Origin of the sequence: Succinatimonas hippei YIT 12066 (assembly GCF_000188195.1) — a bacterium.
Taxonomy (GTDB): Bacteria; Pseudomonadota; Gammaproteobacteria; order Enterobacterales; family Succinivibrionaceae; genus Succinatimonas; species Succinatimonas hippei.
On record NZ_GL830997.1, the window covers coordinates 1 to 22,072 of the forward strand.

At 40.9% G+C, this 22,072-nt stretch carries 25 protein-coding genes; 15 read left to right on the forward strand and 10 right to left on the reverse strand.

The window, feature by feature from the left end; all coding sequences use genetic code 11:
* Positions 1-49 precede the first annotated feature (49 nt).
* The 12 genes from HMPREF9444_RS11100 (at position 50) to HMPREF9444_RS05570 (ending at position 11,307) form a co-directional block, all read left to right on the forward strand.
* A complete protein-coding gene (locus tag HMPREF9444_RS11100; RefSeq protein ID WP_083801131.1) occupies positions 50-586 on the forward strand; it encodes an ATPase, T2SS/T4P/T4SS family in 537 nt (178 codons plus the stop codon).
* 30 nt (positions 587-616) lie between these two features.
* Positions 617-1,015, forward strand: coding sequence for a TrbC/VirB2 family protein (locus HMPREF9444_RS11350; RefSeq protein WP_009143406.1), 399 nt, complete (start codon positions 617-619; stop codon positions 1,013-1,015).
* Positions 1,016-1,017: 2 nt separating this feature from the next.
* Entirely contained in the window at positions 1,018-1,311 is a 294-nt protein-coding gene (locus HMPREF9444_RS05525) for a VirB3 family type IV secretion system protein (RefSeq protein WP_009143407.1), read from the forward strand.
* A 3-nt stretch (positions 1,312-1,314) separates the two neighbouring features.
* On the forward strand, positions 1,315-3,783 hold the full coding sequence (locus HMPREF9444_RS05530; protein WP_009143408.1) for a VirB4 family type IV secretion/conjugal transfer ATPase: 2,469 nt from the start codon (positions 1,315-1,317) through the stop codon (positions 3,781-3,783).
* Between the two features lie 5 nt (positions 3,784-3,788).
* Positions 3,789-4,457 carry a VirB8/TrbF family protein gene (locus tag HMPREF9444_RS05535; protein ID WP_009143409.1) on the forward strand — a complete coding sequence of 223 codons (669 nt, stop codon included), beginning with the start codon at positions 3,789-3,791 and terminating at the stop codon, positions 4,455-4,457.
* 61 nt (positions 4,458-4,518) lie between these two features.
* A complete protein-coding gene (trbG, locus tag HMPREF9444_RS05540; protein ID WP_009143410.1) occupies positions 4,519-5,424 on the forward strand; it encodes a P-type conjugative transfer protein TrbG in 906 nt (301 codons plus the stop codon).
* Position 5,425: 1 nt separating this feature from the next.
* The gene (locus tag HMPREF9444_RS05545) at positions 5,426-5,860 is read left to right on the forward strand and encodes a hypothetical protein (RefSeq protein ID WP_040909288.1); all 435 of its coding nucleotides are present in this window, start codon (positions 5,426-5,428) and stop codon (positions 5,858-5,860) included.
* Complete coding sequence (locus HMPREF9444_RS10590; RefSeq protein ID WP_009143412.1) at positions 5,861-7,123, forward strand: TrbI/VirB10 family protein; 1,263 nt, start codon at positions 5,861-5,863, stop codon at positions 7,121-7,123.
* Between the two features lie 64 nt (positions 7,124-7,187).
* Positions 7,188-7,880 (forward strand): TrbJ/VirB5 family protein, encoded by a 693-nt coding sequence (locus HMPREF9444_RS05555; protein WP_148514377.1) that lies wholly within the window; start codon positions 7,188-7,190, stop codon positions 7,878-7,880.
* A gap of 135 nt (positions 7,881-8,015) precedes the next feature.
* Positions 8,016-9,041, forward strand: a complete 1,026-nt coding sequence (gene trbL, locus HMPREF9444_RS05560) for a P-type conjugative transfer protein TrbL (RefSeq protein ID WP_009143414.1) — start codon at positions 8,016-8,018, stop codon at positions 9,039-9,041.
* 189 nt (positions 9,042-9,230) lie between these two features.
* Entirely contained in the window at positions 9,231-9,878 is a 648-nt protein-coding gene (locus HMPREF9444_RS05565) for a hypothetical protein (protein WP_009143416.1), read from the forward strand.
* 82 nt (positions 9,879-9,960) lie between these two features.
* Entirely contained in the window at positions 9,961-11,307 is a 1,347-nt protein-coding gene (locus tag HMPREF9444_RS05570; protein WP_148514379.1) for a transporter permease, read from the forward strand.
* Between the two features lie 184 nt (positions 11,308-11,491).
* Here the strand turns inward: HMPREF9444_RS05570 and HMPREF9444_RS11270 are convergent, their stop codons facing one another.
* Positions 11,492-11,647 (reverse strand): hypothetical protein, encoded by a 156-nt coding sequence (locus HMPREF9444_RS11270; RefSeq protein ID WP_009143418.1) that lies wholly within the window; start codon positions 11,645-11,647, stop codon positions 11,492-11,494.
* Positions 11,648-11,681: 34 nt separating this feature from the next.
* Between HMPREF9444_RS11270 and HMPREF9444_RS05575 the strand changes: the two genes are divergently transcribed.
* Positions 11,682-12,356 carry a YczE/YyaS/YitT family protein gene (locus HMPREF9444_RS05575; protein ID WP_040909289.1) on the forward strand — a complete coding sequence of 225 codons (675 nt, stop codon included), beginning with the start codon at positions 11,682-11,684 and terminating at the stop codon, positions 12,354-12,356.
* On the opposite strand, the gene kdsA is transcribed toward HMPREF9444_RS05575, so the two are convergent.
* From kdsA to HMPREF9444_RS05620, 9 genes are all read right to left on the reverse strand, one after another.
* Positions 12,353-13,204 carry a 3-deoxy-8-phosphooctulonate synthase gene (kdsA, locus tag HMPREF9444_RS05580; RefSeq protein ID WP_009143420.1) on the reverse strand — a complete coding sequence of 284 codons (852 nt, stop codon included), beginning with the start codon at positions 13,202-13,204 and terminating at the stop codon, positions 12,353-12,355. The two genes, HMPREF9444_RS05575 and kdsA, sit on opposite strands and share 4 nt — an antisense overlap.
* A gap of 12 nt (positions 13,205-13,216) precedes the next feature.
* Positions 13,217-14,038: a peptide chain release factor N(5)-glutamine methyltransferase gene (gene prmC / locus HMPREF9444_RS05585; RefSeq protein ID WP_009143421.1), complete on the reverse strand. Its 822-nt coding sequence runs from the start codon at positions 14,036-14,038 to the stop codon at positions 13,217-13,219.
* Positions 14,038-15,132 carry a peptide chain release factor 1 gene (prfA, locus tag HMPREF9444_RS05590; RefSeq protein WP_009143422.1) on the reverse strand — a complete coding sequence of 365 codons (1,095 nt, stop codon included), beginning with the start codon at positions 15,130-15,132 and terminating at the stop codon, positions 14,038-14,040. The genes prmC and prfA overlap by 1 nt, the downstream gene beginning before the upstream one ends.
* A gap of 115 nt (positions 15,133-15,247) precedes the next feature.
* Positions 15,248-15,700, reverse strand: a complete 453-nt coding sequence (gene yfbV, locus HMPREF9444_RS05595) for a terminus macrodomain insulation protein YfbV (protein WP_009143423.1) — start codon at positions 15,698-15,700, stop codon at positions 15,248-15,250.
* 15 nt (positions 15,701-15,715) lie between these two features.
* Positions 15,716-17,161 (reverse strand): MATE family efflux transporter, encoded by a 1,446-nt coding sequence (locus HMPREF9444_RS05600; RefSeq protein WP_009143424.1) that lies wholly within the window; start codon positions 17,159-17,161, stop codon positions 15,716-15,718.
* Positions 17,162-17,262: 101 nt separating this feature from the next.
* Positions 17,263-18,297: an LpxL/LpxP family acyltransferase gene (locus HMPREF9444_RS05605; protein WP_009143425.1), complete on the reverse strand. Its 1,035-nt coding sequence runs from the start codon at positions 18,295-18,297 to the stop codon at positions 17,263-17,265.
* Positions 18,298-18,401: 104 nt separating this feature from the next.
* On the reverse strand, positions 18,402-19,121 hold the full coding sequence (locus HMPREF9444_RS05610; protein WP_009143426.1) for an amino acid ABC transporter ATP-binding protein: 720 nt from the start codon (positions 19,119-19,121) through the stop codon (positions 18,402-18,404).
* On the reverse strand, positions 19,121-19,777 hold the full coding sequence (locus HMPREF9444_RS05615; protein WP_009143427.1) for an amino acid ABC transporter permease: 657 nt from the start codon (positions 19,775-19,777) through the stop codon (positions 19,121-19,123). The genes HMPREF9444_RS05610 and HMPREF9444_RS05615 overlap by 1 nt, the downstream gene beginning before the upstream one ends.
* A gap of 71 nt (positions 19,778-19,848) precedes the next feature.
* Entirely contained in the window at positions 19,849-20,601 is a 753-nt protein-coding gene (locus tag HMPREF9444_RS05620; RefSeq protein ID WP_009143428.1) for a basic amino acid ABC transporter substrate-binding protein, read from the reverse strand.
* Positions 20,602-20,813: 212 nt separating this feature from the next.
* Between HMPREF9444_RS05620 and HMPREF9444_RS05625 the strand changes: the two genes are divergently transcribed.
* Both HMPREF9444_RS05625 and HMPREF9444_RS05630 read left to right on the forward strand, forming a co-directional pair.
* Positions 20,814-21,212 (forward strand): Fur family transcriptional regulator, encoded by a 399-nt coding sequence (locus tag HMPREF9444_RS05625; protein ID WP_009143429.1) that lies wholly within the window; start codon positions 20,814-20,816, stop codon positions 21,210-21,212.
* Between the two features lie 140 nt (positions 21,213-21,352).
* Positions 21,353-21,970 (forward strand): HAD family hydrolase, encoded by a 618-nt coding sequence (locus HMPREF9444_RS05630; RefSeq protein ID WP_009143430.1) that lies wholly within the window; start codon positions 21,353-21,355, stop codon positions 21,968-21,970.
* Positions 21,971-22,072: the final 102 nt, after the last annotated feature.

Here is a 22,072-nt window from a genome sequence, read left to right on the forward strand (position 1 = left end):
ATTTTTCATATGCTTAAGGACATGGATATGAGAATTTTTAAAAGAGGCAATTGCAAAACGGCGTACGATAATTGTATCCGGCAGTACCGGATGTGGTAAAACTACTTTAATTAATGCACTTTTAAATGAACTGTCACATATTTGTCCGCAAGATCGTGTCATATCAATTGAAGACACCAAAGAATTAAACATAAAAGTAAAAAATAAAGTCGCTCTATTTACATCTCAAACCTCGGACATGTCCGTCTTACTGAAATCAGCCCTACGTCTGCGTCCTGATCGTCTTATTGTAGGAGAAGTGCGCGGCTGTGAAGCGTTAGATTTGATAGATGCATTTTCAACCGGACATAGCGGTGGTTTCACCACGCTTCACGCAGGCTCGATAGAGCAAGCATTAAAAAGGCTTACCTTACTCATTTCAAGACATGAGCACGCTCCACGCTTAATTGAACCGACACTTGCCGAAGCTATTGATTTAATAGTTCAACTAAGACGAACTCCGTTACGGCACATAAGTACGATTGCACAGGTAACCGGGTTTAGCGATGGAATTTTCCATATAAAACATGTTTTTAATAACAAATAATTAATTTAACTTTCACCTGGAGACTTTTCTATGAAGAAAAATATTATCTATACAATTCTGTTAGTTGCTTTAAGCGCTAATGCTGCTTATGCCTCTGATACGCAAGGAGGATCGTTACCATACGAAAGCTGGCTTAGAACGCTACAACAATCACTAACAGGACCAGTAGCTTTTAGCATTTCTCTTATCGGTATCGTCAGCTGCGGAGCCACACTCATCCTTGCAGGCGGAGAAATCAACAAATTTATGCGCTCCCTTATTTATATCGTTCTGGTAATGACCTTACTCGTCGGAGCCAATTCTCTTATGACCCGCTTCTTTAACGGAGCCGTCATCGCTGCCAATGACAATGTTTATAAAAACGCTCACATTGTTAACCAAGACATCAGTTTTACAAAATTTAACGATATAACAATTAATTACATATAAGCATGAACCGGCATCAGATCTATAAAGCTCTAATTCAGAAACAAACGTTTTTAGGCTGCGAACGTAGTCTGTGCATGTTTTTGATTCTAATATGCATCGCGCTTGTATTAAGTTCAGCCGATATTCTCGTAAGTCTTATGTCAGGCTGCTTGTTTATCTGCGGATTCTACTTGCTTCGAATCATGTCAGAGCACGATCTGATGCTAAGTAAGGTTTACTTAAAGCAATTAAAATATGCGGCTTTTTATCTTGCCCAAGGGCGAAATTTAAACAACGGCGGCTGGAAAAAGAAATAAACCATGTCTACTGATTTGCTTTTTTATACTGCGTTAATTCTTTCAATCTTGGCAATTTTGTCAATTCTTCCCTTTGCTTGGGTGTTTACTCGCACCTTTTCAAGAAAATCCACCGCTCCTGCATTTTGTGATTTACTTGACTATGCCACATTGGCGGAAGAGAACATCATCGTTTTAAAATCAGGCGGGCTGTGTGCTTTTTATGAGCTGTTTCCCGAAGATCAATCCCAACAGGATCTTTCTGCCCTGTCTCATTTTGAGGATGTAGTTCAAAAAGCTTTCTTAAAACTAGGCGACAATTGGGCGGTCCATTTTGACGTCTGCAGAATAAATGACGGATTTTACGCGCCCAAGTCGGCATCTTGTAATCAAACAATACAAGATTTGGAAAACGGCCGCTCACAAAAATTTAAGACCGAAAAAAGTTTTGAAAGTCGCTTTTTCTTAACTTTAACCTTTTTAGGCACCTCGGTTTCCCGCCGCAAATTGGAAAAATTGGTACTAAGTGACGGTGCGAAAACTAAAGATGCCAAACAAGAAACTTCCGATCTTATCGAGAAATTCAAAAACGATTGCAAATCTATTACCGACACTTTGTCTTTAGTCATTAAGATAAAAGCGCTTGCCTCTCGTAAAAACCTGAACTTTACCCTAAATGAGAGCCTTAGCTTCATTCATTCTTGTATCACCGGTAAAAATCATGATATAGCCGTGCCGCGCCACAGCTGTTATCTTGACGCACTACTGTCCACCAAAGATTTTAAATCGGGATTTACCCCATGCATCGGGGAAAAACATATCGCATGCATTGCCATTGACGGTTTCCCGCAAACCGCTTATTTAGGAATATTAAACTCCCTTGCGCTGCTCCCCTTTCCTTATCGTTTTAACACGCGTTTTCTTGCCTTCGATCAAATGCAATCGCATCTGATGCTTGAAAAATACCGCCGACTGTGGAGCCAGAAGTCTCGCGGCATTTTGTCACAAATTTTCAATCAACAAAGCTCTAGGGTAAACGAGTATGCCGTAGAAAAAGTTTCGGAAATCGATGAGGCTAAATTTGCCTTTGAAGGTAACGAGGAAATTTTCGGTGCCTATACTTCAGTACTTATTATCATGGACGAAAACCTTGATTCGCTGCAAGACAAAGCTTCCCTTGCCGTAAAAACAGTAGAAGATTTAGGATTTGCCGCACGAGTCGAAACCGTAAATGCAGTTGAAAGCTATCTTGGCTCTCTTCCGGGTCACTGTTTTGAAAACGTACGCCGGCCGATTGTTTCGGGTACGGTTTTTACGGATTTAATCCCTCTTTCCACCCCGTGGAACGGTGAACGTTTTTCCCCCAATCCTTTATACGGAGAACACGCATCTCCGCTCATGCAAGTTAAAAGTGAAGGACACAGCAGATTTTTTTTGAACTTACATCAAAAAGATCTGGGCAATACCGTCGTAGTAGGTCCGCCCGGTGCCGGAAAATCCGTGCTGCTCGGAGAGCTTATATTAAATCTGATGCGCTATAAAAACATGAAGATCTTCGCCTTTGACAAGGGTTATTCCTTTTACGCCCTAACAAAAGCCCTTGCCGGATCACATATTGAATTTTCCAATTTAAAAAGTGCTTTTTGTCCGCTTTATTCCCTGGAAAACAGCGCCGATTTCACTTATGCGCAAAGCTTTATAGAACTTTTGTGCAGAATGTCGGGATATACGCTTTCATTAACGGATCGCGAAGAAATAACCGACGGTTTAAAAATTCTGTCAAAAAGAGACAATTCTCAACGATCCTTGACCGATCTGCATCTGCTGCTTTTATCCAAAAGTCTAAAACAGGCAATAGCCCCCTATACCGTTATAAGTAATGAAAACAATCTGCTTGACGGTACCGAAAATTGCGGTTTTGACTCGGATCTTACGGTCTTTGAATGCTCAGATTTATTTGAAGCCCCCAAAAGTTTTTCCTTACCTGTTTTAAAACACATTTTCAAACTTATAGCAGACTGCTTTTCAGGAGAGCCTCGAGCCATTATTCTTGATGAGGCCTGGCTGATGCTAAAAGACGAAATCTTTGCCTCAGAACTTTTAAAGTGGTTTAAAACATTAAGAAAACACAACGTTATCGTTATCCTTGCCACGCAATCTATTACCGATATTGCCAAAAGCTCCCTGTTTGAGACTTTCCTTGAGTGTGTAAAAACCCGTATTTATTTACCCAATTACGATGCTAAAGGAGATGTCTTAAAGCCCATCTACAAACAGACCGGTCTTAACGACGAACAGATAACAAGGCTCTCTGACGCTATCCCCAAAAAGGACTATCTGTTACTTAAAGGACAACAAGCCGCTTTTTTTAATCTGATGCTTACGGAGGACGAACTTAGACTTTTGTCTTTTAGCGGCGATCACATAAAAAAACACGTGAATGAGTTATTTGCCGTTTTCGGACGCAATTTTTACAAACACCAGGAGATATAAAAAACATGCCGGCTAAAATTAAAGTTAAAAAACCTCTCGTATACGGCAATGAAAAATACAATCTGGCGCTATCCGAATTAAAACAGAGATTAAGTCTTGTAATCACGGCTTTAATCGGTACAGCCTTCGGTTTTCTGTGCCTTGGCGCTTATATAGTAAAAAGTTCGCAAAGTCAGATCATTCCCTATCTTGTTACAGTTGACACCCACGGAGTGGTAATGGCCAAAGGGCGCGTCGATTTAAGCCAAAAAATTCCCGACGAAGCGATTGCCGCGACCTTGAGCAATTTCATTAAAAATCTCCGCAGCGTTACTTCAGACAGTAAAGTACAACGAGATTTCATCTTGGAAACCTATGCTTACGTAAAAGAAGGATCTGCAGCACTGCAAAAACTAAATGATTTTTACAACAACGAAAATCCTTTTATCAAGCAACAAGAAGGCTGCGTCAGCGTCACTATAAATAATGTTATTGCGCAAGAACACCAGCGCATTCAGATTGACTGGACCGAAGAACATTCCGGGGAATTTTCATCATCTCAAAAACAAATGTTCCGGGCAATCCTGGCCTATTCAATACGCACACAAGCAATCAGTGATCCTGACGTTTTATTGCTAAATCCCCTGCAGGTTTTTGTAGAAGATTTTGCCGTAAGCGCGGTAATTAACCACTAACAAAATACGAGGAGGCGTCTGTTACCCTTGTTGGCAAACACGGGAATTGTGACGAAAATTTATGAATAAATTGACCAAATTCGCTTTACTTGTGAGCGCACTTGCCGTTTGCGTTAATATCGTCATGGCAGACAGTGCCTATGACGATTATTTCACGGAGCGCAACGGCGACGATTTTTTAACCGATGATGATTTAAAGGTTCTTGAAGATTTACACAAAGCGGACCGGATCGGAGTAGACGGACAGGGTTTACAAGGCAGCGTAGCTAAACCCGGTGAAATTGTTTTTACTTTCGGCACATCAAGACCTACCGTTGTGTGTGCCGTGCTGGAGCTTTGCGATATCGCTTTGGAAAAAGGAGAAAAAGTCAATACGGTACAAATAGGCGACGCTGCGCGCTGGCTTGTTGACTCTGCCGTATCCGGATCCGGCGATAACGAAGTGCAGCACCTTGTCGTCAAACCTCTTGATAACGCACTTAGAACTTCAATGATCATCACGACCGACAAACGCACCTACCATCTACGGCTTAAATCCTCGATTTCCGATTTTATGCCGCAAATACGTTTTATTTATCCTGAAGATACTTTGTCCAAATTAAACAAAATAAAAGAAAGAAAACAAAAAGATGAAGAACGCAATGTCATTGCCGGAACAGGTGTCAATATTAACGATCTTAACTTTAATTACGAGATTGAAGGGAATGACAAAATCAAACCGACTCGAATCTATCATGACGGACAAAAAACCTATATAGAATTTCCGGAAAAAGCCGTTTATGCCCCGTTACCGGCACTTGTTATAGTCAATAAAATAAACTTTTTTTCAGAAGACGATCTGCAAATTGCCAACTACCGCGTTGTTAAAAACCGCTACATAGTAGACGGAGTAATTGAACGGGCAAGACTTATTTTAGGCGAAAACGATGACGCTCTTACCGTTGATATCATTTATAAGGATAAATGACGTGTTAAAAATAAAAATAATAATTGCAGCGTTAATCTTGCTGACTTCCTGTACCCACCTGAAAAGTACGGCCTTTTCCGTAAAAAATGAAAGTGATGTCAATGTATTTGCCGCATCCGATTACGCCGAAGCCTTTGATGATTTTGCAAAGGTTTTAAAGCACAAGCTTTCTTTTGGTAAAGACAATTTCAGTATTGTAGGTTTTGACGACAATCTGAACAGAAAATTTTCTGCAGCCTTATTACAAAAAGGTGCCTCCGTTTGCTCAGGAAGCGAATTCTGTTCCGGAATTTCATTACGGCTCGAACTGGTGACGTTTAAAGAAAATATCTTTCTTGTAAGCGTCAAAGCTCCTGATTTCACTTTAAATCGAGCCTACGCCAAAAAACAGGGTTCACTGCAACCGATTTCCGCCTTCACCATTGAGGAAAAATAAATGCCAAAATTTAATTCAGAAGTAAAAAAAGGGCGAGTCGGGAAAACCCCGCTTCTCATTTTGCTGCTTATCACAATAACGATATTGATCCTTGCAAACTTCGCAATTGAAAGCCGCAATGAACAAAACAATCACCACACAGCAAAAACCGCTGCAAAAAGTGATCTGGTTATAGCCGCCAATCAAATTGCCAAAATGGAAAGGCAGTCACTTATCAATAAAAAGAACACCGTGACAGATGACAAAACTTTATCTTTTGACTCTATGGCAACATCAGAGGATCAAGAAAATACTGAGAAGAATAGAGACGGGGATTTTCAAAAAGACTACGAGGAATATCTGCGCTTTGAAAACAATCCGCAGCCCGTCATTAGTAATCCCGCTCCCGATAAAATTAAGGAAAAAAGATCGTCGGACTTTGAAAAGGCCTTGAGCGCTCCCACCAAAGTCAATCTTAAATTTTCCCCCAATCTCGTAAATACTACCGATCACTCCTCAAACGGTTACCAATACCTTACACCAGATCAAGTTAACGAGCTTAAGCGGGCCAGGGAATCTTTGGAAAACCTTCCTACAAACTCCGAAACGACTTCCGGTACTCTAAGTGACTATGAATATCTTAAAAATGATGATTTCAAACTTGCGCACCAAGTTGAAAGCGTTTCAAACCCCTTTGTCCTGAAACAGGGAAGCGTCATCCCTGCCGTATTGCTTACAGGTATCAACTCGGAACTGCCGGGACAGATAAGTGCCCAGATCACAGCCGACGTTTTAGACAGTCCTTTTGGCAATAATATATTAATTCCCAAAGGATCAAAACTTATAGGTCAATACGGTTCAAACCCGCAATTCGGTCAAAGCCGCGTAATGCTCGGTTTTAACCGATTAATTTTTCCCGACGGCAAAAGCTTAAATTTAAGCGTTATGCCGGGATCGGGACCTGACGGCTATTCGGGCTTTGAAGCAGATGTGGACAATCATTGGCTCAAACTGATTTCTTATTCCGTTTTTTTAGGCGGGATCACTACAGCGGTAACGCTAAGTACCGATACGGGATATGACTCCGACGGCAAAATCACTCCGCAAGCGGCTTTATCCCAATCCATGGGAGAAATTCTCGGACGAACCATGAGTCAGGTCATTGAACGGCATCTGAACCTCTCCCCGACTCTCAAGGTAAAACCGGGATTTCGCTTTAACCTAACCGTAACTAAAGACATTGAATTTTCTGGAGAATATACGGCTTATGACTATCTGCACTAATTTTTTGAAAAAAATTTTAATCTTATTTGTTATGTTTTCAACATTAAAAGTGAATGCAAGTTATATGGTATTTGACGCTTCAGCTTTACGCGAAAGCATTTCACAAAAAGTAGCGGCAATGGAACAATGGGCTACGGACAACGCGCATCAAATCCAACAACTGCAAGAACTTGTCAATACCTATAAACTCGAAGCTCAGAACTCGGTAATGCCGATGCTGAGCGCTTGGCAAGATCTACAGTCATTGCACGAAGACTCTTTATCTCTTCTCCACGCCAGCGCCTCGGTCTGGCAGGAATTCGGTGATGCCAACCGCTATTTGGCTTCTTTTAAACGAGCCGACGCATGGAACAGCTGTATTCAATCGGGAAAATGTAACTTTAAAAAAACACTGCATCTTATTGACAACACCGCAATTGATTTTGCCACCAAATCTTATCAAAACGCAGAGCTAATGCAGGAAAAACTCAAAAACCAAATTCGAGAAGTGCAGAAATTAAATCTCGAGGCCCGCTCTTCGACAGGACGGGCCGCATCACTTGATGCTCTATCCAAAATCAACTCCTCAATATCAAGCTCTCTCGTTGATTTAAATCTGCAAACCTCAACTATGGTCAAACTCCTAAGTCACGATCTGGCAGCTAAAAATAACGAAGATCTTGCCGGCAAAAGCTCTTATGAAAACTTCATGCAAACTGATACGCAAGTCCGGTCACCGCATCTTGATCTGTCAATTAATGATTTAATCAAAAAATAATCTCCTATCCGTATCTTTTAAATCCGGCGTACAAACTGTAAGTAAAAACGTCGAAGAGCAAATTAAACTTTAGCGATCTCAAAGAGGCGCCGCTTCGCCCTATACAAAAGTACAGGGACTTGGCGGCGATATTTAATGAAATTTAATAAAACCCTACCTCAAATATTTATTCTGGCCTTATTGACCGTATTAACTTTCGGTTCCCCTGCATTTGCCGCCGATAACAACCTTAATTATTCATACCAAACTCAAGAGGAAAACATAAAATCGGCAAGAGGTCTTGGCAATATGTTTCTCAATCCTTCAGGCGTTTTGAATCTGTCCGTTAACCGCGTATTATCCAAAATAAACCAGATAACCGTTCCGCTTAAAAGCGCAGCTACCAGACTTTTTTGGATCCTATGCGCGATTTCAGCCGTACTTTCGGGAATAAGACTTATTTTTCAGGACGGCACCATTCAAAATTTTTTCGGTGAACTTGTCAAAATGCTCCTCATCATCGGCATTTTTGAATTTTTGCTGCAAAACGGCCCCGATATCGGCGCGGATATTATCGACTCAATGATAAAGCTTTCCCAAAGTCAGGAACTTGGCATCTCAGAATGCGCCGACAAAACCTTTAAAATAGCGGGGCTTCTTATCAATAAAGCCGGAGCTCACGGTCCGATCATGGAAATCACCATTATTCTGGAAGTGGTTTTAATATTCGTAGTATTGTCGCTTATTATCGTAAAATTCGCCGTCATGTACGTAAGCGCTTATTTCGTCTGCGTGGCCGGAATTTTTGTTTTAGGATTCGGAGCATTGTCTTTTACACGGGATCTCTCGGTAAATTACCTTAAAATGCTTTTTTCCATCGGTCTGCAGCTTATGAGCATAATACTCATTTGCAGCGCCGGCTTTTCCATCTTTGACGACTTCATATACGACTTAGAAACCTCCGGCAATATTTCTTTCACCGACACTACCGTCCTAATTTTTACCTCACTGTTTATTTACGGTCTCTCTACCGGAACGCCCCAAGTTGTAGGCCAACTTATCATGGGCGCCAATATTTCAGGAGGAGCTTCTTTATTAAAACCCGTTGCCTTAAGTACGCACATAGTAAGAAACACAGGAACTTCATTAATTCGTTCAATTACAAAAAGTAAAAAAAAGTAAACCGTATTCTAAGGACATTAATACCGTCTCCCGAGCTTATGTTTTCATCCAAAAAATATGATTTAAGTATTTTTTCCCTATCTTGTAGCCGGCAGCAAATTAAATACACCGTTTTATTCATTCATTCTTCCATACAAGATATCAATGAGCGTATAATGGTTGTTGTCCGATTCACTACTGAGGATTGTTATGTTCTCCTTCGATAAATTAAACCGTATCGGTGTTTTTATGGCTACCGGCTATATCTGTGCCGGTACCGCAATCGCCGTTATCGGCGGTATCCCCCTATGGACCGAGTACTTTGAAAGTACCTTCCTTCTCATCTCTACCGTAATTATCTGTACCGTCCTGATTGCCGGTGCACTCGGTATTATCTTAATGCGCTATCTGATTAAGAAAGTAGGCGCAAAAGCCGTGTACGAACAGGATATTCTCGTGTACATGATTGGCATGCTCCTTATGGCTCTGACTTTAAACAAAGCCATGTTTATGGTGGGACTGGTAATCGTTTCAGGAGTTATGCCGATATTTTTCTATGAAAACTTCAACCGCCAGCTTATCCCGGTCAAAAAAGGAGGATTTAGTGTCCTTTATCTTGCCGGATGGGCACTGGGTCCCATCGTCTGCGCCATAGTTATCGGATCTTTATCCCAATACGGATTAATCGTACCGCGTATTTTGTTTGCCCACTTTATCGTGCTCGGTTTCTGGGTATGGGTAAAGCGCCTGGACATTCATGAAAATTACGCTGACGCTCCGCACTGGCTGCTTGCCAAAAAAGATGATTTAAAAAATTCACCGGCAGCGCCATCTGAAGACGGCAATAACAAAAACTAATCGCAAAATAAAGCCGGATAAACAATAACAAACATAGGTGATAAACAATAATGCATATACTTTCGATCGTGCGAATATTGATATGAACAGAATTACAACCACCCTAACCCTGCTTTTTATAGGTTTTCTGCCTAATATTTCATACGCGGAAGAAGCTCTTTTTACCAGACTGAGCTTTTACGGCATCCGCTATGAAATGATTATTTTCGCAGCAATGCTCGTAGGAGTTGCCGTCTTCTACAACAAAACTCGCCAAGTTGCCCTTTTGGGCTTGGTAGCTTTGTGTTTTTATAAGTACGAATTTACCGATCATTTCTCGGTTATCACCAAACTCTTCGGCTATGTGGACGATAACGGCAACTTCGTAAGCGGTTCCTGGAATACTTATCTTAACTTAATCCTAATGCTGCCGGGATTTGCCATTCTTGCAGATATATTCGAAAGATCCAATTTCCCGGCCATCCTGCCCCGGTACTTGCCGTCCAACCAATGGACCGGAGCCGTTCTGTTATGTTTCGTCTTCGTGCTGAGTACCTTCCTTGACAATATTGCGGCCGCACTTATCGGCTGTTCAATGGCAGCGGCCGTATTCGGCGGCAAAATCCATATCGGTTTTGCCGCGGCAATCTGCGCCGCATCCAATGCCGGCGGTGCCGGATCGGTGGTCGGAGATACCACAACCACCATTATCTGGATTTACGGTAAAGATCCTTTGGTAATCGCACAGGCATTTCTCCCCGCCATCGTTGCCACACTCATCGTCGCTTTCTTCGCTTCGCGTCAACAATATAAATACGCACCTTCCGTTGCCGCCGTCAGCGACAACATCAAAATCAATAAGCGGGCTTTGACCTCGGTTTTCCTGATCCTGATTTTTGCCATCATCTTTAACTATGCAATAGAACTGCCGGGACTTGGTATCTGGATTGCAATTTTAATCAGTTTTTTCCTGACCAAAGTACGCTTTTCAGTAGTGATATCCGCCTACGACAGTACGGTCTTCCTGGTCGCCCTCGTTTTCTGTGCTGAATTGGTACCGATTGAATCCGTACCGGATGCTTCAATCTTATCAACTTTGGCAATAGGATTCGTGTCCGCGGTATTTAACAATATACCGTTAACCCAGCTGTGCCTGATTAAAGGCGGTTACGATTGGCCGCTTATCTCCTACGCCGTAGGTTTCGGCGGATCAATGATCTGGTTCGGTTCATCTGCCGGCGTTGCGGTATGCGGCGTATTCAATAAAGCCAGAAGCTTCATGAACTGGCTGCGTTACGGCTGGCACATTCCTTTTGCTTTCCTTATCGGGTTCGGCGTTTACCTCCTGGTTTTAGGCTGGGATCCGATGAAAGGCAATCCGCCCGATCAAATGCCGGAACCGGTAAGCTTCTCCGAAAGTATCGGTAATACCCAGATTCATCATAATTAACGTCATCCTCGGCCTGCGGGTCGAGGATTTCCACTCTCAACAATACGACTATTGTCGTAAACTGCGACGGGTTCCCGTGCATCCATGTTTTAAAATCCGCTTATCAAGCTATATGGTCCCGTCGCTTCCTGCCTTAGCGTGAGATTTTCAGTCAGGCTTTCAATCTTTCTTAAATTTCTGGATCTTACTCACCGATTTTAAGCAGACTGAGTCTGCTGTCATGCTCTTCTACCTTAAAAAACCTGCAGAAAACAAAATCCGACAGCTGCATACTGTTTATTGAACTTTGTCTCCGCATTTTTTTATTGTTGAACTTACCAAAATCAAAAAATAAGCGCATAATGCATTTACCTTAAATTTATGAGAATACTAATATGTCAAAGCATGAGTTGTTCCGCCGCTATATTGTATTTTTTACCGCTCTATCCATTGGCGCATGCGGAGTTACTTTAGTTACGAGATCTCATTTGGGAGTAAACTCCGTAGCCTGTCTTAGCTACGTTTCATCACTTTATCTGCCGGTAACCATGGGCACGGTAGTGATCGCTTTCAATTTGACCATGCTCATCTTGCAATTCTTTTTATATAAAAAAATCGAACTTAAATTCCATCTGGTCAATTTACTGCTGCAAATCCCGGTTTTCTTCTTTTTCGGTATACTGGTTGATGTTTTTATGTTCTTAACCAAAAACTTCAACCCTGACCGGTATCTAATCGAGTTTGCCACGCTTATTGTAGGCTCTCTGCTCATAGCCTTAAGCATCGCCCTTCAGGCTACGGCCAACGTTACCATGCTAAGCTGTGACGCCTTTGTTAAAGTATTAGCTGAAAAAATCAACAAAAAACTAGGACCAGTGAAAATCATATACGATATCATCCTGGTGGCATCCGCCGCCTGCATCGCACTTATCTTCTCCCACGGTACGGAAATCAAAGGGATTCGCGAAGGAACGGTTATAGGCGCAATTATTATCGGACCACTGGTTCAGATGATGTTCCCGTATTGCGCCTTTTTAAACAGATGGATCTTAAAAGCAGCCCGAAATTAACGGATCTCCAGCGGCGTCTGAGATTTAACCAAAGTATCGAGCTCTTTTAAATCAGAAAGGAAAGGCTCAAGCTTATCTAAAGGCAAAGCACTGGGTCCGTCACATAATGCTTTATCGGGATCCGGATGAGTTTCGACAAATATTCCCGCAAGTCCTATCGCTACTCCGGCTTTGGCCAAATCAAAGACTTGCGCTCTTCTGCCTCCTGATGCCTGGGAATTAGCTTCGCGGCACTGCAATGAATGAGTTACATCAAAAATCACCGGAGCATTTCCCGAAACCTTCTTCATCACCCCGAAACCCAGCATATCTACTACGAGATTGTCATAGCCAAATTGCGTCCCGCGCTCACACAAAATTACATTATCATTTCCCGTCTCATGAAATTTCTCGACAATATTGACGACTTGCGCCGGAGACATAAATTGCGGCTTTTTGACATTAACCGGCTTTCCGGTTTTGCCTAAGGCAAAAACCAAATCGCTTTGTCTTGCCAAAAACGCGGGAAGCTGCAACAGGTCGACATGCTCTGCAACTAAGGCACACTGATAAGTCTCATGCACATCAGTAATGATGCTGACGTTAAATTCGCGCTTTAAATCATCAAAGATTTTCATCCCCGCCTCAAGTCCCGGTCCCCGGTATGAGCGCAATGAGGAACGGTTGGCTTTGTCAAAACTTGCTTTAAAAATATACGGAAGGTGCAATTTGCCGGTAACTTCCATAAATTTCTCGCATACCCGCATTGCCAAGTCACGCGACTCAAGAACATTAATACCGCCGATAACCGTTAAAGGTAAATCATTGGCAATGGTGATATCGTTAACTTTTACCCGTTTGGCCGCCATGACTGTCTCCTTCTATTCAAAAAATCCGTAAGTAACGCGCTCGTTACTCCCTAAGTCTCTGAGAGTCTTGATTTCATTAAAACCGCATTCTTCCAGAATGTTACGCACATCCTTACCTTGATTATACCCATGCTCCAAAAGTAAAGCACCGCCCGGATTAAAAAAATGCCGCGAATCTTTCGCGATAATTCTGATATCATCAAGACCGTCTTTTCCTGAAATCAACGCTCCGACAGGTTCAAAGCTTAAAGCTTTTAAATGCTCGTCATTTTCTTCTATGTAGGGAGGATTGGAGACGATTAAATCAAATTTTGCGTTTTTTATATCAGAAAACCATGAACTCTTAAAAAATGTAACATCAAGCCCCAACGATAAAGCGTTCTCTTTTGCAACTTGCAATGCCGCATCTGAAATGTCGCAAGCTAACGCGTTAATATCAGGGCGCTCGTATTTAATTGATAAAATGATAGCTCCGCTGCCCGTTCCCAAATCTAAAACGCTTTTTACCTGCTTGAATTTAAGCGCAGTTTCGACCAAAAGTTCGGTATCAGGTCGCGGAATTAATACATTACGATTTACTTTAAAAGGCAACCCCCAGAATTCCTTGTATCCAAGGATATAAGCAATAGGCTCTCCGCGAGAACGTCTTGAAATTAAGTCACGAAATCGGACAATGGCTCTTTCTTTTAGCTCTTCATTATCATGCGTAATCAAATAACTGCGAGGACAATGAAGAACTTCCATTAAAAGCAAATCGGCATCAAGACGTGCCGATTCACATCCGGAAACTGCAAGACGCTTTCTCCCCTCATGCAGCAAAGCTTTTAACAGCATTACAGTCCGCCTTGTTTGGCCATTTCGGATAACTGTTCTGCCTGATACTCTTCAATTACCGGTTTTAAAATGAGGTCAAGATTACCCTCTAAAACCTCACTTAAGCGATAAAGAGTAAGATTAATTCGATGATCAGTGACACGACTTTGCGGAAAATTATAAGTGCGAATACGATCGGAACGATCTCCGGAACTTAATATGCTGTGACGAGCTTCCGTCTGTTCGGCAAGACGCTTGTCTTCTTCCATTTTGGCAAGACGCGACAGTAAAACTTCCATAGCGCGCTCGCGATTGCGATGTTGAGAGCGCTCATCCTGGCATTCAACTACAATTCCAGTCGGAATATGGGTAATACGGATAGCGGAATCGGTTTTATTAATATGCTGACCGCCGGCTCCGGAGGCTCTGAAAGTATCGATACGCAAATCGGCAGGATTAACCTCCGGCGCTTTCGATGGCGGAATCTCAGGCAATACCATGACGGTGCAGGCTGAAGTGTGAACACGACCCTGAGCCTCGGTTGCCGGAACTCTCTGTACCCGATGGCCTCCCGATTCAAATTTCATATAGCCGTAAGCGCCCTCTCCCGACAGTTTGGCGATAATTTCTTTGTAACCGCCCACCTCTCCTTCGCTTTGAGACACAACTTCAAGCTGCCATCCTTTTGCCTCACAATATTTTGCATACATGCGATAAAGTTCCCCGGCAAAAAGCGCGGCCTCGTCGCCGCCGGTTCCGGCACGTATTTCAAGGAAGCAGTTGCAATCATCACGATCATCATGCGGCAAAAGCAAAAGCTGCAACTCATGTTCCAAAGCGGCGGCTTTTTCTTTGGTCGGCTCAAGCTCCTCTTGCGCCATCGCCTTCATGTCTTCATCATCACCTTCAAGCATCGCCTGCATTTCCTCAAGGTCATCTGCAGCACGTTTATAATCCTGGAAGGTGTTTACCATTACCTGCAACCGCGAATACTCACGATTCAATTCACGAAATTTTTCCTGATCGGCAATAATTTCAGGCTGGCTTAACAGCTGTTCGACTTCCTGATGGCGTTCACATAAGGATTCGAGCTTACGAATAATACTTTCTTGCATTTTTCACATAATTATAAAAAAACGGTATCACTACCGCAGGTAGATACGCTATATAACAACGGAGCATTATTCTAACATATACGGCAACCTATCCTGCAAAGGAAACCCAAGATACTTATAGAGTTTTTAAAATATCTCTTCCGAATTTGTCTAAACCTTCTTTTACCGTAACGGCAAAATCCATCATAACAGGATCAAGCAAAGGCTCTTTTTGCAACTTTTTACACAAGTCTTCGTAATAAAGTTTTTGCTTTTTATTAAGTTTCACCGAAGCTCGCTTTCCGAACCAATAATAACCTTGAAGCGGAAGCACAAGCAGAAACAGCACGCAGCATAGCGTTACAGGCCAATTGCTTTTTAACGTATAAAAAAACTCTACGCCTTTAAGACCTCCGCCCATTATAAAATTCCATACAATTAAAAACATAATAAAAGGCGGAAGCAAATATTTACCTAAACGCATTATATATTTAACTCGTCCTTCGGTGAAAATAGAACCTAGAATCGGATCTTCAGGCCATATTTCCATATATTTAATTCCATCTTTAAATGTTTTTATAAAGCTCACTTATTAAAACTCCTGCTATGCTTGCTGCAAATGCTTTTGATAATTAAGTTTGGCGGCCTTTTCCCAAACACGCGATCTCCATCTTAAAAACATACTGATACCGCGAACCCACTCATCTGCCGCAAAACCTATCCAAACGCCCAAAAGTCCCAGCCCGCAATGCAAACCGAGAAAACAGCCTAACGGTACGCTTATGCCCCACATTGAGATCACAGCCATAATAAGCGGAAATTTGGTATCACCCACGGCGCGGAGTGAATTAATAATTATTATATTTAAAATTCTGCCAGGCTCTTGAATGACGGTTAAAAGAAAAATCGGAGTTGCCAAAGCTAAAACCTCAAGGCTGTCGGTAAATTGAGAAATAATAAATTTACCTGTACCAAGAGGAATGGAAAAAGTTATCAATATCGTTGCACACATACCGATTTTAACCGAACGCATTAGCTGCTTGTATGCCAAATCAAGTTGTAAAGCTCCGGCGTAATGTGCTATAAGAATTTCCGTCCCCATCGCAATAGATATTGAAAACAGCATCATAATAAGCACCATTTGGAAATAAATTCCGTGGGTTGCAAGGGGAATAGCTCCCATTGATGCTACCACCGCAGTCATAAACATATATTGACTGTGCCAAGATAAATTCTCTCCGGCACCAGGAAGACCTATGTTTAAAATAGCGACAAATATTTTCTTTTTGAAATCAAAAAGAAAACGCGGAATAATTCTGATTTTGGTGCGTCTTAAAATTAACGGTACGTAAACAAGACATGCTATTACGCGCCCGATTACAGTACTTACAGCTACTCCCTCTACTCCTAAGACAGGCATATTAAACCAGCCGAATAAAAACATTGAGTTTCCTAGCATAGTAATTAAATTAATGAGCAAAGAAACATACATTGCATCTCGCGTACATTCAAATGCACGTAAAATAGCGGCTGATACCAAACACAAAGCCTGAGGTAAAAAGCAAAGTGACAAAATCGCCAGATAACTTTGAGAACTTTGACTGATCTCATCCGGTACGTTCATTACTTCAACAATTAAAGGAGCAAAGAAAAACACGCCTAAAGATACGATGGTGCCGGTAATAATGTTTATGCCATAGCCGGTATGAACTAATCGACGAACCAGTTTTTTGTTACCTGCTCCTAAAGCTTGTGCGCATACTACACATACACCGATATTTATAAAATTAAAAATGATAAGCGCAAGGTCGAAAACCTGATTTCCAACCGTAAGTTCGGCAACTGCATCAACCGATACCGCGCCGACCATCATCATATTGATAATTAAAGTTGCAAAATTAAGCGCTAAATCAATAAAAATCGGCCATGTGATAGCTAAAAGAGACCTTTTTCCTTCTTGAAGATCAAGTCGGTTTATTCCTTGATTAATTTCTTCATCCGAAATATAGTTTTTAAAATCAGTCTCTTTATCTTTTTTCAATTTAAACATAAGTAAAAAAAAAACACACTCTATTACAATAGAGTGCGTATTATACAAAAAAGATATTAATTGGATATGAGTAGAATATTTTTGTTACATTAAGCAGCAAATTATCCATTTTCTACAAAAGGACGACGCCTTGCAGCATAGTCAATGCTTTTGCCTTTTTTCAACAATGATAAATGAGTGTTTTCATAGATATCAGGATAACTTTCATCAGGACGAGTCTTAAAAAAGCGCAGAAACCACATATATTGTTCACGATGCAGCAATAATTCTTGCTCTATATGCTGATTCATCACTGACAAATCATGTTCCAAATCATTTGACGGAAAATTTTCAAAAGGTTTAGAAAAGTGAACCTCAAAATTTGCAGTCTTCAAATTGTAAACGGAAAAAAGCTGCATCGTTACGGCGTCGGTAACTTTAGCAAGTTTGGGTAAAGTCGAAACCGTAGCTTTGGGGACTCCTAAGAAATTGATAAAACGACTCGACTCTCTGCCTAAATCCTCATCTGGCAAAAAGAAACAGGATCTGCCGTTTTTCAGCTCTCGAATAAGCGTACGCAACCCGCTTGAACGCTCATACACCGCTCCGCCAAAACGCAGGCGCTGCTGATTTAAAAACCAATCATACACAGGATTGCGCTGCGCATGCACCATAGTGCACATATTGATCCCGCAAAAAGATAAATACAAACCACATCTGTCAATTGCAAAACAATGCGGGGCGACGAAAATAATCGGTTTTTTTAACAACAGAGCTTTATTTAAATTTTCTTCCCCGACAAGCTTCCAGCGTCTTTTTAACAAAAAACGCGGCAAAACTGAAGGTTCAGCGTAAGCCAACGTAACGGAAAATCCGACGGCTAGTGATTTTCTATATAAAGCACGGCATTCTTTTGCAGATAAATCAGGAAAGGCTGTACGCATATTTGCGTACGCAACGCGGCGCGGAGTTAAAGGCAAAAAAGAAAGAATCGACGCTATAAGTACTGCAACAAAATCACGAATACGATTAGGAATAAATGCTACCACACACAGCAGAGCAAGAGACAGCCATGAAAACACATATTTAATTTTAATAAAATTTTTTACTATGCCTTTATCAAAAGCTCGATTTTTATTTTCCTCAGGTATTCTCATTTCTTATCTGTAAATAACGCCCAAACTTCCATTTTCTCTCAAAAACAGAAAAACATAAAAAAAATCAATATCCTTGTCTAAGGCAAGGATATTTAAAAATCAAATTATAAAATTTTTGCCAAAAAGTCCTGGGTACGCGGCTCTTTAGGATTAGTAAACAGCTCTTCAGGAGTGCCTTCTTCTAAGATTTTACCGCCGTCTACAAACAACACACGATCAGCTACCTGACGGGCAAATCCCATTTCATGGGTTACAACCATCATGGTCATACCGCTTTCCGCCAAAGTCTTCATTACTTCCAGCACTTCATTAACCATTTCAGGATCAAGAGCTGATGTAGGCTCATCAAAAAGCATTATCTTCGGATGCATTGCCAAAGCCCTTGCGATAGCGACACGCTGCTGCTGCCCGCCTGACAGTTCACGCGGATAAGCTGACGCTTTATCGGCAAGACCAACCTTGGTCAAAAGATCCATAGCCACCTTTTCAGCATCTTCTTTTAACATATGACGTACTTTTATGGGAGCTAAAGTAATATTTTGAAGTACTGTCATGTGACCGAAAAGATTAAAGTGCTGAAAAACCATTCCTACTTCAGCACGAATAGTATTGATATCCACATTCGGAGTAATAGTCTGTCCGTCAATGGAAATAGTTCCCGAAGTCGGAACCTCAAGATAATTTACACAGCGCAGCAAAGTACTTTTACCGGATCCTGACGGACCGATAACCACAACAACTTCGCTTTTTTTTACCTCAAGATCAATACCTTTTAAAATCTCGGTATTGCCATAGCTTTTATGTAAATCTTTAATAACGATCATTATTTAAATCTCTTCTCTAAGAAGGCGACGAAACGGGTAATAGACAAAGTCATAATAAGGTAGATAATCGCAACAGCAGTCCATATTTCCAAAGATCCGTAAGTTGATGCAATAATCAACTGACCTTTACGGGTTAGCTCTTCAAAACCGATAACCGACACCAATGACGAATCTTTAAGCATGGCAATAAACTCATTACCAAGCTGAGGAATAATGCGACGGAATGCCTGAGGAATAACGATATGAATCATCGTCTGTCCCCAGCTCATTCCTAAAGAACGACCGGCTTCCATCTGTCCTTTATCAATAGATTGAATTCCGGCACGGAAAATTTCAGCGACATATGCACCTGAGTTAATGGAACAAGCAGCAACCGCGGCAACAAAAGGTTCAACCCTTACCCCCAAAATAATCGGAAGAGCAAAGTAAATAATAAAGATTTGCACCAACAGCGGAGTTCCGCGGATAAAATCAACGTAAATTTTTGACGGAATACGGAAATACCAATAACGTGATAACTCTGCAATACCGACGAACAAACCTATAAGAGTACCAAGAGCAACCGCAACGGCTGTAATTTCGATAGTAACCAGTGCGCCGATGCCTAAAAGGGGCAAAGAATCAATAATCAGCGAAATATCAAAAGGAAACGGCATGTTTAGCAATACCAAAAAATATTAAGCAAAGCGCATTTTTATTAACTAAAAATGCGCTGATCTTTTAAACACTACTCAGAAACGCTAAACCATTTTTGGTGGATTTTAGCCATTTCTCCGGATTCTTTAATTTTCTTCAGACCTTCATTTAAAGCCTTGAGCAATTCACTGTTTCCTTTGCGAACAGCAATACCGTAATCTTCTGCGGTAATTCTTTCGCTCATTTCAATTACACCTTTAGATGCTGACTTGGTCAAGAAATAAAGATTAACAGGGCGATCATTTACAACACCGGCACAACCTTTTGCTTTTAACTCCATAAAAGCTTCCGGCTCAGTATTAAATGCACCGACATTTCCGGAAATTTCCTGTGCCTTCAATGCACCGGTAGTTCCGATCTGCGCACACAAACGCTCATTCTTTAAATCATCAATTGTTTTAAATTTATCTTTATTCTCTTCAAGAATTAAGATTGAAAGACCCGACTTATAGTAAGGCTCGGTAAAATCGACACGCTTGGCGCGCTCCTCGGTAATGGTCATGGCAGCAATAACGACGTCTATTTGCGAAGTCATTAAAGCGGGAATCAAACCGTCAAATGCCATGTTCTGAACCTGAACGTCATACCCCATGGCTTTTCCGACGGCATTTATGATATCAATGTCGTACCCCTGAGGCTGAACATTGTCATCCATAAACTCAAACGGGGCATATGTAGCCTCAGTACCTACTCTTAATACTTCGGCTTGTGCCTGTACAGCACAAAAAGTAACAGCTGCGGCAGCACACAAAGTTTTTACTGCTGTCGAAAATTTAACGGCCATAATTAGCGCTCCAAGCTAAAAAACTTAAACTGATCTTAATATTCTACTACAGGTTAGATGCTCCAAAAAATACCTAATTTTTAAGATAGTGATATCTACAAACTAAAAATTTAACTTTAAGTAAAAAATAAGACAAAATTTATCAGTTTTTTTATTTTTTATCCTTAATAAGATAAATTACCAAAAAGGTATAATTATTAAATTAAAATAAAATGATAAAACGCAACACAATTCAATGTTCTTTAGTATTAAACGCAGTCAATAAACTTAAAAATCATGCCTCGGCTGATGAAGTTTATGCTTGCATTACAAATGACTATCCGAACATAAGCCGTGCTACGGTATACCGTAATCTCGACAAACTGGCTAAAACCGGACAAATCAAAAAAATTGAAATCCCAGGCGAAGCCGAACGCTTTGATCATTTAACTCATAATCATTATCACATCAAGTGCCTGCAATGCGGACAAATTTTTGATGTTGACATGCCTTATCAGGAAAATATTGAAAATCAAATAATAAACAAACACGGCTTCTTATTTATAGGGCATGAAATTATTTTTTCGGGAATTTGTCCTGCTTGCTTAAAAGAAACCGAACTATTGCATTAAAAGAAAAAGAAAAAATGACAAACAATTTGTTATTGTAAATTTTTTGATAAAGAGCGAAATTTCAGGAAAAACTCAAAAATCCGTTCAACATTTGATTATCATTAAAACTTATAAATTAAGCGGTTTAAAGGAGATTTGCCGTGGCTATTAACAACTTTATTTTCGATTTCGGCGGAGTCCTTCTTGACTGGGATCCTCGATATTTATACCGTAAAGTCTTTAAAACCGAAGAAGAGATGGAGAACTTTCTCCAAAAAATTTGTACCAGTGAGTGGAATTCCCAAATGGATGCCGGAAAGCCATTTGCCGAAGGCGTCAAAGAGCTAATTGCAATTCACCCTGAATATGCAAAAGAAATCCAATTGTATAAAGACCGCTGGCCTGAAATGATAAGCGGACCAATTGACGAAGGAGTCAGCATTTTAGAGCAAGTTAACGCGTCACATAAATTTAAATTGTTCGGTTTAACCAATTGGTCTTCTGAAACCTTTCCTTTTGCTTACAATAATTATAAATTCCTAGAAATTTTTGAAGGGATCGTTGTCTCAGGCGAAGAAAAAATGAAAAAACCTGAGAAAAGGATTTTTCATTTACTGCTTGAGCGCTATCACCTAAATCCTGAAGAGTGCATTTTTATTGATGACAATCAAAATAATATCGATATGGCTAACAAACTTGGGATCCACGGAATTTTATGTCAGGATTTTGCCAAAGTTAAGGAAGAAATATTAAAACTTACCGGACTTAAACTTAAATAAAAACAACGAAATAATTATCTCCAAATAAATATAACCTCGGTGGTGACTAAAAGGTCGGAATTTGAGAATTTAGCAAAAAATTGATTCATTAAAATATAAACG